15 protein-coding genes are annotated in these 12,420 nt (G+C 62.2%); 8 read left to right on the top strand and 7 right to left on the bottom strand.

Annotated elements, in window-relative coordinates; translation table 11 throughout:
• Positions 1 to 14: 14 nt before the first annotated feature.
• Positions 15 to 1,178 (bottom strand): alpha/beta hydrolase, encoded by a 1,164-nt coding sequence (locus tag CK220_RS08520; protein ID WP_095811083.1) that lies wholly within the window; start codon positions 1,176 to 1,178, stop codon positions 15 to 17.
• Between the two features lie 106 nt (positions 1,179 to 1,284).
• On the bottom strand, positions 1,285 to 2,361 hold the full coding sequence (locus CK220_RS08515) for an alpha/beta hydrolase (RefSeq protein WP_095811082.1): 1,077 nt from the start codon (positions 2,359 to 2,361) through the stop codon (positions 1,285 to 1,287).
• A 249-nt stretch (positions 2,362 to 2,610) separates the two neighbouring features.
• Here CK220_RS08515 and ilvA point away from each other — a divergent pair, with 249 nt between their 5' ends.
• A complete protein-coding gene (ilvA, locus tag CK220_RS08510) occupies positions 2,611 to 3,867 on the top strand; it encodes a threonine ammonia-lyase IlvA (RefSeq protein ID WP_095811081.1) in 1,257 nt (418 codons plus the stop codon).
• An 11-nt stretch (positions 3,868 to 3,878) separates the two neighbouring features.
• Positions 3,879 to 4,436 carry a DUF1697 domain-containing protein gene (locus tag CK220_RS08505; RefSeq protein WP_095811080.1) on the top strand — a complete coding sequence of 186 codons (558 nt, stop codon included), beginning with the start codon at positions 3,879 to 3,881 and terminating at the stop codon, positions 4,434 to 4,436.
• 13 nt (positions 4,437 to 4,449) lie between these two features.
• Here CK220_RS08505 and CK220_RS08500 read toward each other — a convergent pair whose 3' ends face one another.
• Together CK220_RS08500 and gloA are read right to left on the bottom strand one after the other, a co-directional pair.
• On the bottom strand, positions 4,450 to 4,737 hold the full coding sequence (locus tag CK220_RS08500; protein ID WP_095811182.1) for a DUF2218 domain-containing protein: 288 nt from the start codon (positions 4,735 to 4,737) through the stop codon (positions 4,450 to 4,452).
• Positions 4,738 to 4,861: 124 nt separating this feature from the next.
• On the bottom strand, positions 4,862 to 5,302 hold the full coding sequence (gloA, locus tag CK220_RS08495) for a lactoylglutathione lyase (protein ID WP_095811079.1): 441 nt from the start codon (positions 5,300 to 5,302) through the stop codon (positions 4,862 to 4,864).
• Positions 5,303 to 5,561: 259 nt separating this feature from the next.
• Between gloA and CK220_RS08490 the strand changes: the two genes are divergently transcribed.
• The 3 genes from CK220_RS08490 (at position 5,562) to CK220_RS08480 (ending at position 7,649) form a co-directional block, all read left to right on the top strand.
• Positions 5,562 to 6,155, top strand: coding sequence for a cold-shock protein (locus CK220_RS08490; protein ID WP_095811078.1), 594 nt, complete (start codon positions 5,562 to 5,564; stop codon positions 6,153 to 6,155).
• 199 nt (positions 6,156 to 6,354) lie between these two features.
• Positions 6,355 to 6,867 carry a DUF192 domain-containing protein gene (locus CK220_RS08485; protein WP_095811077.1) on the top strand — a complete coding sequence of 171 codons (513 nt, stop codon included), beginning with the start codon at positions 6,355 to 6,357 and terminating at the stop codon, positions 6,865 to 6,867.
• Between the two features lie 14 nt (positions 6,868 to 6,881).
• Entirely contained in the window at positions 6,882 to 7,649 is a 768-nt protein-coding gene (locus tag CK220_RS08480; RefSeq protein ID WP_095811076.1) for an alpha/beta hydrolase, read from the top strand.
• Between the two features lie 59 nt (positions 7,650 to 7,708).
• Here CK220_RS08480 and speB read toward each other — a convergent pair whose 3' ends face one another.
• Positions 7,709 to 8,674, bottom strand: a complete 966-nt coding sequence (gene speB, locus CK220_RS08475; RefSeq protein ID WP_095811181.1) for an agmatinase — start codon at positions 8,672 to 8,674, stop codon at positions 7,709 to 7,711.
• A gap of 23 nt (positions 8,675 to 8,697) precedes the next feature.
• The gene (locus CK220_RS08470; protein ID WP_095811075.1) at positions 8,698 to 9,324 is read right to left on the bottom strand and encodes a hypothetical protein; all 627 of its coding nucleotides are present in this window, start codon (positions 9,322 to 9,324) and stop codon (positions 8,698 to 8,700) included.
• Positions 9,325 to 9,444: 120 nt separating this feature from the next.
• Between CK220_RS08470 and cysE the strand changes: the two genes are divergently transcribed.
• Together cysE and CK220_RS08460 are read left to right on the top strand one after the other, a co-directional pair.
• Positions 9,445 to 10,293 (top strand): serine O-acetyltransferase, encoded by an 849-nt coding sequence (gene cysE, locus CK220_RS08465; RefSeq protein ID WP_067328223.1) that lies wholly within the window; start codon positions 9,445 to 9,447, stop codon positions 10,291 to 10,293.
• A gap of 132 nt (positions 10,294 to 10,425) precedes the next feature.
• Complete coding sequence (locus CK220_RS08460; protein WP_040969488.1) at positions 10,426 to 10,629, top strand: DUF3126 family protein; 204 nt, start codon at positions 10,426 to 10,428, stop codon at positions 10,627 to 10,629.
• A gap of 69 nt (positions 10,630 to 10,698) precedes the next feature.
• Here the strand turns inward: CK220_RS08460 and CK220_RS08455 are convergent, their stop codons facing one another.
• Complete coding sequence (locus tag CK220_RS08455) at positions 10,699 to 11,322, bottom strand: hypothetical protein (protein ID WP_245429045.1); 624 nt, start codon at positions 11,320 to 11,322, stop codon at positions 10,699 to 10,701.
• Between the two features lie 342 nt (positions 11,323 to 11,664).
• On the opposite strand from CK220_RS08455, the gene CK220_RS08450 reads away from it, so the two are divergent.
• On the top strand, positions 11,665 to 12,294 hold the full coding sequence (locus CK220_RS08450) for an ATP-dependent Clp protease proteolytic subunit (protein WP_095811073.1): 630 nt from the start codon (positions 11,665 to 11,667) through the stop codon (positions 12,292 to 12,294).
• Positions 12,295 to 12,420 lie beyond the last annotated feature (126 nt).

Genomic DNA, 12,420 nt, shown 5'->3' with positions numbered 1-12,420 from the left:
GCCCTAACCGGTGCTCAGCCGCCGGTGGCGATCGTCAGCACCTTGAACGGCGTGGTGATGACGACCTCCGCGACCGAGCCGACCGCCTTGCCGAGACCCTGACCGATATTGTTGAGCTGCGTCGGATCGGGCTCATCGGAGGCAAGACCAGCAGGCGTGCGCAGTCGATTGCCGAGCAACTGCACCAGGATCGGATTGTCGGCGAATTTGGCATGGTTCAACCGGTCTCCGCCCTTGGTTTGGGTCAGATCGACAACCGTCACGCCGTAGTTGGCGAGATCAGCCGCGTTGTCGTAGTCGCCGACGCGCGGCTTTTCGCCGGAAATGAAGCTGGACAGCTTGAGCGCCCGGTCGTCGCCCGAGAGCAGGATGGCGAAAGGCTTGTCGGGCTTGCCGTAGCGGATCATCTGCTTCTTGAAGACATCGACGTCGATGTCCGGCGAGGCGAGGATGACGTAGCCGAGCTTGCCGTTGAGATCGCGGTCGCCGGTGATGGCGAGCTGGCGCAAAGCTTCCATCGTCAGCCAGGTCCCCATCGAATGAGCGATGATGTCGATGCTTTTGGCGCGTGACTTGGCAAGCATCCTCAGTGTCGCTTCGAGGTCGTCGCGCGCGGCGGTGGAGCTGTCCTTGTCATAAATGTAGCCGGTCGTCTTGCCGCTCGACGCCCAGGAGAACAGCACCGGTGTGCCCGGATAATTCGTGTCGTGCGCGATCTGCGTCAGGCGGTAAACGCCATCGTCGAAGCCGTTATTGAAGCCGTGCACGAAGACCAGGGCGCGGTCGCCGCGTATGACAATATCGGCGCCGACCGCCTTGGCGAATTGCGAAGCGTCCCCATAATGGACGACATCGGCAGCGGTGAACTGCTTGGCGGGATTGCTGTCGGCCGAACCCTTGGCGCGCTCGATCGCGCCAACCTGGTGGATTCTTGGAACCGTGACATCGACACGGGCGTAGCTGGTGGTCAGCGAACGGTCGCCGTCGAAAACCTGCCGCGGGTCCTTGGTCGCCTGCTGCCGGGTCGTGGCGACGAAGATCTCGTGCTTGGCCGCAATGTCCGATGCAGGCGCGGTAACGGCCTTCCGGTTGAGCAGGTCATGCGCATTCTGCCCGGCGCAGCCCGTCAGGGCAAGCGTGAAGGCAAGGCCAAGGACGATCTTCGAACGCACGATCACCCGGGATCCCCCAAGGGCGGCAAACCTCTCCGGCTCCTTCGATAAAGCCAGCGGGCGGTCCGGTCCAGTTCAAAGTCCGTGCAGGGGGGCAACCGCGTGAACACGGTTATTGAGTGGCGAGCTGGCTGATCCGGTCGGTGACGTCGCGGTCGCTGGCAAAGCCGTCGTCCTCGCGCAGCCGCTGGCCGATCATCTTCACCAGCATTGGGTTGTCGGCGAATTTGGTGTGGTTGAAGCTGTCGTTGCCCTTCACCTTGGAAAGGTCGACTACCGTGACGCCGTAGGAGGCGAGATCGGCTGCGTCCCTGTAATCGCCAACGCGCGGCCGTGCACCGGCAATCAGGCCGGAGAGCCGGAGAGCGCGGTCGTCGTCCGAGAGGAGCAGGATGAAAGGCTTGTCGGGCTTGCCGTAGCGGCGCATCTGGCTCTTGAAGACATCGACATCGATATCGGGCGAGGCCAGCACGACGTCGCCGAGCTTGCCGCCGAGGTCGCGATCGCCGGTGATGGCGAGCTGTCGCAGCGTTTCCATCGTCACCCACGTCCCCATCGAATGGGCGACGATGTCGATGCGTCGCGCACCGGTCTGCGCGAGCATGCGCAAGGTCACTTCCAACTGGTCGCGGGCGGCGGCGGCACTTTCCTTGTCATAGACATAGTCGGTGGTCTTGGCGCCCGAAGCCCATGAAAAAAGCACCGGCGTGCCGGGATAGCCGGAATCGTGAACGATCTGGGTCAGACGGTAGACGGCATCGTCGAAGCCGGTGTTGTAGCCGTGGACGAAGACCATGACACGGCCGCCGCGGGCGTCGATGTCGGCATTGAGCGCGCTGGAGAATTTCGGCTGCGTGTCGTAGCCGACGACCTCGGAAGCCATGAAATATTTGGTCGGATCGTTCGACTTGCCGCGCGAGCGCCGCTCGATCTGACCGGTCTCATGGACCGGCGGGACAGTGACGTTGACGCGGGCGTAATTGAGCGTCGCCGAGCGCTCGCCGTCGAAAACCTTGTTCGGGTCGTCGGAGCGCTTGCGGGTGGTGGCGATGAAGATCGAATGGTTGCCGGCGATCTCGGTCGCCGTCGTCGGCACCACGACGCTGCCCAGGATCTCCTGTGTCTGTCGTCCCGCGCAGCCTGCAACCAGCAAGGCCAGGGCAATGATGCAAATCGTCTTCAAACGCACGTCGAAACTTCCATTCCGGCCGCAAATTGGCCACCCGCCTCCGCGAAATCTCCCGGACAGGGGAAGTGCGGCGGAAGTAAGTCGTGTCCAATGGAAATCTGGTCGGCGGGAGCCAACAGCCTCGGCACTGTTGCGCGAAAACCAAAGTGGCGGCAGGAGGCCGGCGAACGGCTGCAGCGGTGGCCGCGAAAACCAAACTATGCAATAGGCTTGGGCTGCGAACTACGTGGTCTCGGAGCCGGTTGCCTCATGAATAGTTTTTCTTCCCGCGTCGCCGCCGCCGCGGAGGCGATCCGCGGGATCTTTCCGGAAACGCCGCTGCAGGAGAACGACTATTTGTCGAAAAAGACCGGCGCGCGCATCCTCCTGAAGCGCGAGGACCTGACGCCGGTCCGCTCCTACAAGATCAGGGGCGCCTTCAATTTCTTTCGCAAGGCGCTCGCCGCGGGCAACAATGCGGAGCTATTCGTCTGCGCCTCGGCCGGCAACCACGCGCAGGGTTTTGCCTTCGTCTGCCGCCATTTCGGCAAAAAGGGCGTGGTGTTCATGCCCGTGACGACGCCGCAGCAGAAGATCGACAAGACGCGGCTTTTCGGCGGCGATTTCGTCGAGATCAGGCTGGTCGGCGACTTCTTCGACGATTGCTATCGCGCCGCCTTCGAATTCACCGAAGCCGCCGGCGCGCATATGGTGCCGCCCTTCGACCACAAGGACATCATCGAAGGGCAGGCGACCGTCGCCTATGAGATCGCAGCCCAGATGCCGGGCGAGCGCATGGCCGACATCGTCATGCTGCCGGTGGGCGGAGGCGGCCTGGCTGCCGGCGTCACCCATTATTTCGCCGATCAGCACCGTGACTCGCGCTTCGTGTTCTGCGAGCCGGCGGGCGCGCCTAGCCTTAGCGAGAGTCTCGCCGCAGGCAAGCGGGTCAGGCTCGCCAAGGTCGACAATTTCGTCGATGGCGCGGCGGTGGCTGAGATCGGCCGCGAGCCGCTGCGCCATCTCAAGGAGTTCACCGCGGACGCCGTGCGCCTCGTCCCGGAGAACCGGCTTTGCGCGACCATGATCGAGATGCTCAATGTCGAGGGTGTGGTGCTGGAGCCAGCCGGCGCATTGGCGATCGATGCGCTCAAGGATTTTTCGCGCAAGGAGATCAGGGGCAAGACCATCGTCGCGGTCGTCTCGGGCGGCAATTTCGATTTCGAGCGCCTTCCCGACGTCAAGGAGCGGGCGCTGCGTTTCGAGGGGCTGAAGAAGTATTTCATCATCCGTTTCCCGCAGCGGCCGGGCGCATTGCGCGACTTCCTCGAAATGCTCGGCCCGGACGACGACATCACGCGCTTCGAGTATCTCAAGAAGTCGGCGCGCAATTTCGGCTCGGTGCTGATCGGCATCGAGACCAAGGACCGGCGCAATTTCGATCTGCTCCAGGCCAATTTCGGCGCCGAGGGCGTGCAGTATCAGGACATCACCGACAACGAGACGCTCGCGGGGTTCATCATATGAGCGGGCCAAAAATGGGTGACAAAGGGACGGTGTTCGTGGCCCTGTTTTCCGGCATCAATGTCGGCGGCAACCGCATCGTCAAGATGGCGGAGCTGAGGTCGTTCTTCGAAGGCCTCGGCTTCAGCGACGTATCGACCTACGTGCAAAGCGGCAACGTCGTGTTTCGCGCGAACAAGAGCGACGCGGCGGCGCTGACCAAAGCACTCGAGGCGGCCTTCGAGAAGAAATGGGGATTCAATTCCCGCATCATGGTGCGCAACGCCGGCTGGTTCGAGCGCCTGGTGAAGGACAATCCCTATCCGGAGATTGCCGGCGAGCCGACCAAGCTGCATGCCTATGCGCTGGAGCGAGAGCCGACCGCGGAAGAGGCGAAGCGGCTGGCCGAAAAATGCACTGGACCGGAGCGGTTCGAGATCAAAGCCGACGTGCTTTACCTGCATGCGCCGGAGGGGCTTGGCAAATCGGTGTTTGCCAACCTTATCGGGCGAACGCTCAAGGTGCCGGGCACGGCGCGGAACTGGCGCAGCGTCCTTGCGCTGCTCGAAATGGCCAGCAAGGCCGCTGGCTGACGCTCAAATACTTTCAGGCAGCCTTCTGCCAGTCGAAGGTCAGCTCCTCGCGGAAGGCGAAGCGCTTGATGTGAACGGCGACTACGGTTTCCAGCCGCTCGAGCGAGGCCGAGTCGTCAGCGGCAACCGCGATGTGGAGAGCCTTGTCGTCGGCATCCATCACGGTGCGGCCGAGCGAGAGCTGGATGGCGCCGTGATGCGGGTCGAATTCGACCGGGAACTTGTGCGCCCAGTGCTTGCAGAGCTGCTGCAGATAGCGGCTGGCGTTTTCAGTGGCGATATCGGCGCGGCTGGTCGGCATGAAATTCTCCCGGCGGATCAAGAAAAGCGCCAGCCCGATCAGGCTGGCGCCCAAGCGCTTACATAGGCGCTATCCGGCAAAACGCCATAGACCGGCCGGTCAAATCCCCGGAATGGGCTGACGCCTACCAGCTTCCCGTATTCGACATCGAGGCCCATGGCTCGGCCTTTGCCTTGGCCGGGCCTTTCTGCAGGAGCTCGATCGAGATGCCGTCCGGCGAGCGGATGAAGGCCATGTTGCCGTCGCGCGGCGGCCGGTTGATGGTCACGCCATTGTCCATCAGCTTCTGACAGGTGGCGTAGATGTCGTCGACCTCATAGGCGAGGTGGCCGAAATTGCGGCCGCCTTTGTACTCCTCGGGATCCCAGTTGTAGGTGAGCTCGACCAGCGGCGCCTTCTCGGCAATGCCGCTTTGCTCGTCCTCGGGCGCGGCGAGGAAGATCAGCGTGTAGCGTCCCTGCTGGTTCTCGTAGCGACGCACTTCCTTGAGGCCGAGCTTGTTGCAGTAGAAATCGAGCGATTGATCAATGTCTGCGATGCGGACCATTGTGTGAAGATAGCGCATATCGGATTCCTCGCGGCGTTGCGTTTGCGGCGCACCATAGGAGCCGCTCCGCCAAAGGGCAATCGTCCGACAAAACCGATGGAGTGGTCGATTTCAGCCGCGCCTTTGCGCTTCAAGCCGCGCCGGTAAACAACAATTGAGGCTTTCCGGTGCTCAACGGTGAAAAAAGGCACGTCAGGTCTTGCACACCCCGGAAGCCGCAGTGTTAATCTGATGGCAAGAATCACTAGCGGTTGCAGTTGGAAAAGGGGGCGTTCTTATGGGGGAAAAAGCCTCTTTTACGAGGCGGGACGGAAGCCTTGACGACGCCTTGACGCGAGACAGTGGCGGCGACTCTGCCGGGCTTGTCGAAATCGCCGGCGCTATCAAATGGTTCGACGTGGCCAAGGGCTACGGCTTCATTCTTCCGGACGACGGCGTCTCGGGTGATATTCTCCTCCATGTGACATGTCTTCGAAGAGACGGCTTCCAGACCGCGCTGGAAGGCGCGCGCGTCGTCTGTCTCGTCAAGCAGGGCGAGCGTGGCCTGCAGGCTTTCCGGGTTCTTTCCATGGACGCCTCGACAGCGGTGCATCCGGCTGAGCAAGAGCAGCGCACGCATGTCACCGTGACTGCCGAGAGCGGGCTTGAGCGGGCGCTGGTGAAGTGGTTCAACCGCACCAAGGGCTTCGGCTTCCTCACCCGCGGCGATGGCACCGAGGACATCTTCGTCCATATGGAGACGCTGCGCCGCTATGGCATCACCGAGCTGAGGCCCGGTCAGGTCGTTCTGGTTCGCTTCGGACGCGGCGACAAAGGCCTTATGGCCGCCGAAATACACCCCGATATGGGCACCTTGCCGGTCTCGCATTAAAGCGCGGCGCGACGCGCTTTAATCTTTTGCTTGATGCATGTCGTTCGCCCAAACCCGCTTCGCACTTTTGGGGACATGCATTAGGACTTTTCCCGATACGATCAGGAATAGCCCTGCCCGGTGCAAGCTCGATCCTGTCCGAAAACCAGTTCCACTCGCTCGGATCATGGGCTAGGACAGGGCCTGGACGAGGTATCACATGGCTCATCGCAACTGGCTGACTGCAGGCGCGTTTTGCGCCGCCATCGCTCTGGCGGCCACTTTCAGCGCCTTGAAACCGAGTTCAGCGGACGGTCAGGCGATGATGCTGCCTGTCGATCCGACGCCGCTCGTCGCGGTGACCGGCTCCGGCAAGCATTCCTTCTCCATCGAGATCGCCGACACCTCGGAAGAACGCGAGGCCGGGCTGATGTTCCGTAAGGACATGGCCGACGATCACGGTATGCTGTTCGTGTTCGAGAGGCCCGCTGAGGTGAATTTCTGGATGAAGAATACGCCGATGCCGCTCGACCTGGTCTTTGTCGGCCAGGACGGCAGGATCAAGGCCGTCAAGCGCGGCGAACCGGAATCGGAGGCGATCATCTCGCCCGGACAGCCGGTAAGCTTTGTGCTTGAGCTGAAGGCGGGAACTGCCGCCAAGGACGGTCTCGAGGACGGCGATCTCTTGCGTCACCCGGCGATCGATAGGGCCTCGGGCGCCGGCTCCAACTGACCGCGACTGCGCCAATGCAATATTTTCCCCATGACGGCTTCGAACTCGCTTACCTGGACCGCCCGCCGGCGTCCGGGCAGGGCGATCCGGTGCTGATGATCCACGGCTTCGCCTCAAGCCACTACGTCAATTGGGTCTCGCCCGGCTGGTTCAAGACGCTGAACGACGCGGGGTACCGCGCCATCGCCTTCGACAATCGCGGCCACGGTTCTTCGACCAAGAGCTACCAGGAGGCCGACTACACGCCGGCCAAGATGGCCTCGGACGCGGCCGCGCTCCTCACTCACCTCGGCATCGAGCAGGCCCATGTCATGGGCTATTCGATGGGCGCGCGGGTATCCGCATTCATGGCGTTGTCCAATCCGGACAAGGTGGCGACGCTGGTGTTCGGCGGCCTCGGCATCGGCCTTGTCGACGGCGTCGGCGATTGGGATCCAATCGCCGATGCGCTTCTGGCCGAGGATGCCGGGACGATCAGCCATGCGCGCGGCCGCTCGTTTCGCGCCTTCGCCGACCAGACGCGCAGCGACCGCCGGGCGCTGGCAGTCTGCATCGTCGGCTCACGCGCATCGATGAGCGAAGACGATGTCGGACGGATCGCCCAGCCGACCCTGATCGCCGTCGGGACCAAGGACGACATCGCCGGCTCGCCTGACGAGCTTGCCGCGCTGATGCCCAACGCAAAGGCTTTTCACATCGAGGGCCGCGACCACATGCTTGCCGTCGGCGACAAGAGCTTCAAGCAGCGGGTGCTGGAGTTCTACGCCGAAAATCCGCTCTGACCCATACCGCCCGCTGCATGTCTTTGTCCCGAAACTGAAACCACTTCGGGGAGAACGCGTTAGCCGCGCGTTCTCCTGTCGGCGATGGATCTCGCCATGACGCAAAGCAACTCGAACATCATGGTCGCGCCGGCAAGCGCCGTCATGCCGCCAATATCAAAAGGAGGCGCGACCTCGACGACATCGGCTCCGGCGAAATTCAATCCGTCGAGCAATCGAACCAGCTCCTGCACCTCGCGCGTGGTGAAGCCGCCGAGTTCCGGTGTACCGGTGCCGGGGGCCATCGACGGATCGACGCAATCGATATCGAAGGTCACGTAAGTGAGGCTGTCGCCGACAAGATCGCGTGCTTCCTGCATAACGGAAGCGGTGCCGCGTTTGACGAACTCTTCCATATAGACGATGCGTACGCCCTGAGCAGTCGCCCAGTCGTGTTCGCCCGGCTCATAGATCGAGCCTCGAATTCCGATCTGGATAACCCGCTTCGGGTCGAGCAGCCCTTCCTCGATCGCGCGGCGAAAGGGCGTTCCGTGCGTATAGGGATTGTCGCCGAAGTAGCGGTCGTTCGTGTCGGAATGCGCGTCGAAGTGGATCATGCCGACGGGTCCCTTGCGGGCAACGGCGCGCAGCACCGGCAATGTGGTCAGATGATCGCCGCCGGCGGCCAAAGGCAGAGCGCCGTCAGCAACGATCGCGGCGATGCCCTCCTCGATGCGCTTCAGCCCATCGAGCAAGTCGATGGGATTGACCGAGAGGTCGCCCACATCGGCGACATTGGCAATGCTGAACGGCTCGGTTCCCGACACGTGGTGGACGCGGCGCATCAGGCTCGACTGGTTCCTGATTTCGCGCGGACCGTGGCGGGCGCCCGCCCGATTGGTCGTGCCGCCATCCCACGGAATCCCGACAAGGGCAATATCGAGCCCTTTCGCGTTCGGCACCGCGGGCAGCCGCATGAAGGTGGAAAGGCCGGCAAATCGCGGCACCTGCGCAGCGTCGACGGGTTGGAAGAAGTTGTTCTCCATGGTCTCGGTCATCCCAGAGGCGTTCACGTTTGGCGTGGCGATTGTTGAGGCTGGCCTTGCAGGACCTGCAGCGATCGGACCAGATTTTCCCTGGCCCGCGCCTCGAACCGATCACGAAACGATTGTGTATGGAAAATATGCGCACGGGCCAGGAAGCTCGTCAGGACAGCCGCGCGGCCGGCGCGCCACATCGGTTCCTCGACCCAGCCATATTCGCGCCGGACCGCCTTCTCGTAAGCGTCGAAGCGGTTCGGATCGGCACCGAGGATCGCGAGGTCCATGTCGAGGAAAAGGGCTGCATCACTCGCGGCATCCTCATCTTCGAGCGGCGGCAACTGGTGCGTGGCGGTGGCGTTGATCATGGCCAGAATCCGGGCAAGGCGGGCCGGGTTGGTGCGGCCGGAGAGTTTGCTTTCTGCCAGCACAGCGCTCTTTGCCTCGTTGTCCTTGGCGCGGCTGTCATAGACCGCGTCATGGAACCAGATCGCCGCTTCGACTGCTTCTGGATCATCGAGAAGGTGCCGGTGTTCGGCCGCCAAGGCCAGCATGGCTTCGATGTGAGGCAAGCCGTGATAGTGGCGATCCGCGGTCTGATAGAGCGCGGCAAGCTCGCTTTTCATCGCATCGTCGATCAAGGGTTCGTTTTCCATCGCCGCTTGAATCTCGGTGAACCAAGTCCATTTGACAAAGCACTAAGGAAAATTGAGTTCAACCGTGTTATGATCTGGCCTATATGTGCCGCCGGATGAATGAGCAGGCCGGAGACCGAGATGAACAGCGTTACGATAGCCCGCCCCAGCATGGTGCAGCCGGTCGACCCGATCTGGCGCGCGATCAGGGATGAGGCGATGGAAGCGGTCAACCGCGATCCGTTGCTGGCTGCTTTCCTCTATTCCACCATCCTCAACCAGGAGAGCCTGGAAGAAGCGGTCATTCACCGCCTGGCCGAGCGCCTGGCGCATCAGGATATCGGCTCCGACCTCATCCGGCAGACCTTCAAAGCCATGCTTGCCGACGATCCGGAGTGGAGCACGACGGTACGCGTCGACATCCAAGCCTATTACGATCGCGACCCGGCCTGCGACCGCTTCATCATGCCGGTGCTCTATTTCAAGGGTTTCCATGCCATCCAGACGCACCGTTTGGCGCACTGGCTGTGGAACCAGGGCCGCAGGGATTTCGCGCTTTATCTGCAGAGTCGCTCGTCCTCGGTGTTCCAGACAGACATCAACCCGGCCGCCCGCATCGGCAAGGGCATTTTCCTCGACCACGCCACCGGCCTCGTGGTCGGCCAGACTGCCGTCATCGAGGACGATGTCTCAATCCTGCACGGTGTGACGCTCGGCGGCACCGGCAAGGCCAGCGGCGACCGCCATCCGAAGATCCGCCGCGGCGTGCTGATCGGCGCCGGCGCCAAGATCCTCGGCAATATAGAGATCGGCCATTGCTCGAAGATCGCGGCCGGCTCGGTGGTGCTGTCGCCCGTGCCGCACAACAAGACGGTCGCCGGCGTGCCGGCGCGTGTCGTCGGCGAGACCGGCTGCGACCAGCCTTCGCGACAGATGGACCAGCTCCTGCCCTCGCAGACGATGGACCACGTCGTCAGCTTCGACATTTGAACATCGACAGCGGCCGGAGTCTGGCCGCCATTTCAGGCGTCGGTTGTGTTATGCTGCGGGCTTGCCTTTACATCGCCATCGTCGGCGTGTCAGAAGCGCGTTCCAACGAACAGCCGCATTCGGAGAAGACTTTTGAAGCCAGACGAAATCAGAAAGCTGGACGCCTACTTCAAGCGCGTCTTCCAGAATCCCAAGCTGCAGGTGAAGGCGCGCCCGCGCAAGGAAGACTCTGCCGAGGTCTATGTCGGCGACGAATTTCTCGGCATCGTCTTCAAGGACGAGGACGACGGCGACTATAATTTCTCGATGGCGATCCTCGACGTCGACCTGGCCTAAGCCGGCTTTCCGGCCGGGCTCGCCATGCCGCCCCGGTCGGAAACACCCCTAGACTAGGTGATTCTCTGCCTAATCCACGCAGTGCCGCGGGATATGCACCCGCCGCCAGTTGGTCGAGCCTTCCCGCACCACTACCCGCCGCGCCACCTTGCGGTATGAGGGCGCAATTTCGGTGATGCGCCGCTCTCCTGGCCGCACCAGCACCTCGCGGGCGACGCCTTCATATTCGGCCGGAAGGACGACGCGCCGGACGCGCTCCGGCTCGACGATGACGGTTTTGGCAATCCGCGCGTAGCGCGCCTTACGCCACACCTTGCACAGCACCTTGCGGCCGTGGATGACGCGCCATTCCCAGGCATAGCCGCCGTCATCCACCTTGACCGTGTGATAGACGGTGCGCGTCACGGCCGGCACGACTTCATAGCTGATGCGAGGCGTTGCGATCTGTTCGATGCTCTCGGTCGTGCCGTAGATCGGCGGGTCATAATGGACAAGCTGGCCGCCGGGGCTCACCATCACGTCTTCATAGACCGTGTCGTAGAGTGCCGGCCGATGCTCCGGCTCGTAGCATTCGAGCGCCCGGCCGCCCGCCGCGGCCTGCGACACGGCGGCAAGCACTGCGACGCTGGCCGAGGCGAGCGATGCGGAACCCTTACGAAAGGAACTCTTGCAAAAGGAACTCTGGCTAGACATGACGTTCCCCCGTTGAAAAAGGACGCCGGTTCAACGCGGGAGTGTATCGGAAGGTCCACCGTGGCCGGGGATTTCACGGCTTGTCGTTAAGCAGCGCGGTTAAGAAACTGCTACCGTGGCGGCCGGTTGGCGCCCTGGCATTTCGGGCCAGGGCAATCTCCCGCGCAACCAGCAGCAGTTCCTTGAGCCGAGACGCTTGATTCGACTTAACCAGATGGCTAGGAGGGGCGGCCTTGCGCTAGGGTGAGCCGGCATCCTATTTAGGATCTAACGATCCAGAACCGATTCCGCCCGATTGCTCATATTCTCACGGCGCCGGGATCCATCCAACAAGGGTAGTCCATGAAGAACCCCGTCGAAACCTACATGAACCTCGTTCCGATGGTGGTCGAGCAGACCAATCGCGGCGAGCGTGCCTACGACATCTTCTCCCGCCTGTTGAAGGAACGCATCATCTTCATCACCGGCCCGGTCGAGGACGGGATGGCGACGCTGGTTTGTGCACAGCTTTTGTTCCTCGAGGCGGAGAACCCCAAGAAGGAAATCAACCTCTACATCAACTCGCCGGGCGGCGTGGTGACATCGGGCATGGCGATCTACGACACCATGCAGTTCATCAAGCCGGCGGTGTCGACGCTCTGCATCGGCCAGGCCGCCTCGATGGGCTCGCTGCTGCTTTGCGCCGGCCACAAGGATATGCGGTTTGCCACACCGAACGCGCGTGTCATGGTCCATCAGCCGTCCGGCGGCTTCCAGGGCCAGGCATCGGACATCGAACGTCATGCGCAGGACATCATTAAGCTGAAGCGCCGCTTGAACGAGGTCTATGTCAAGCATACCGGCAAGAGCTATGACGAGATCGAACGGACGCTCGACCGCGACCATTTCATGACCGCCGACGAGGCCAAGGACTTTGGTCTAATCGACAAGGTCATCACGACGCGCGAACTTGGCGAAACCATCACCGCATAGGCTTCTGATTGGCGGCTGAATGGCGGGATAACGCGCTTTTGGCGCGGGCTTGCGGCATTTCGGCCACAATTGCCTGTTCCCTCAAGGTTCGGGATTGCCTACGTTAAGGCTATGTTGATTTTCGAC

It is taken from the genome of Mesorhizobium sp. WSM3860, assembly GCF_002294995.1.
Lineage (GTDB): Bacteria > Pseudomonadota > Alphaproteobacteria > Rhizobiales > Rhizobiaceae > Mesorhizobium.
Note: the sequence above shows the minus strand (reverse complement) of the source record. Positions and strands in the feature narration are given on the sequence as shown.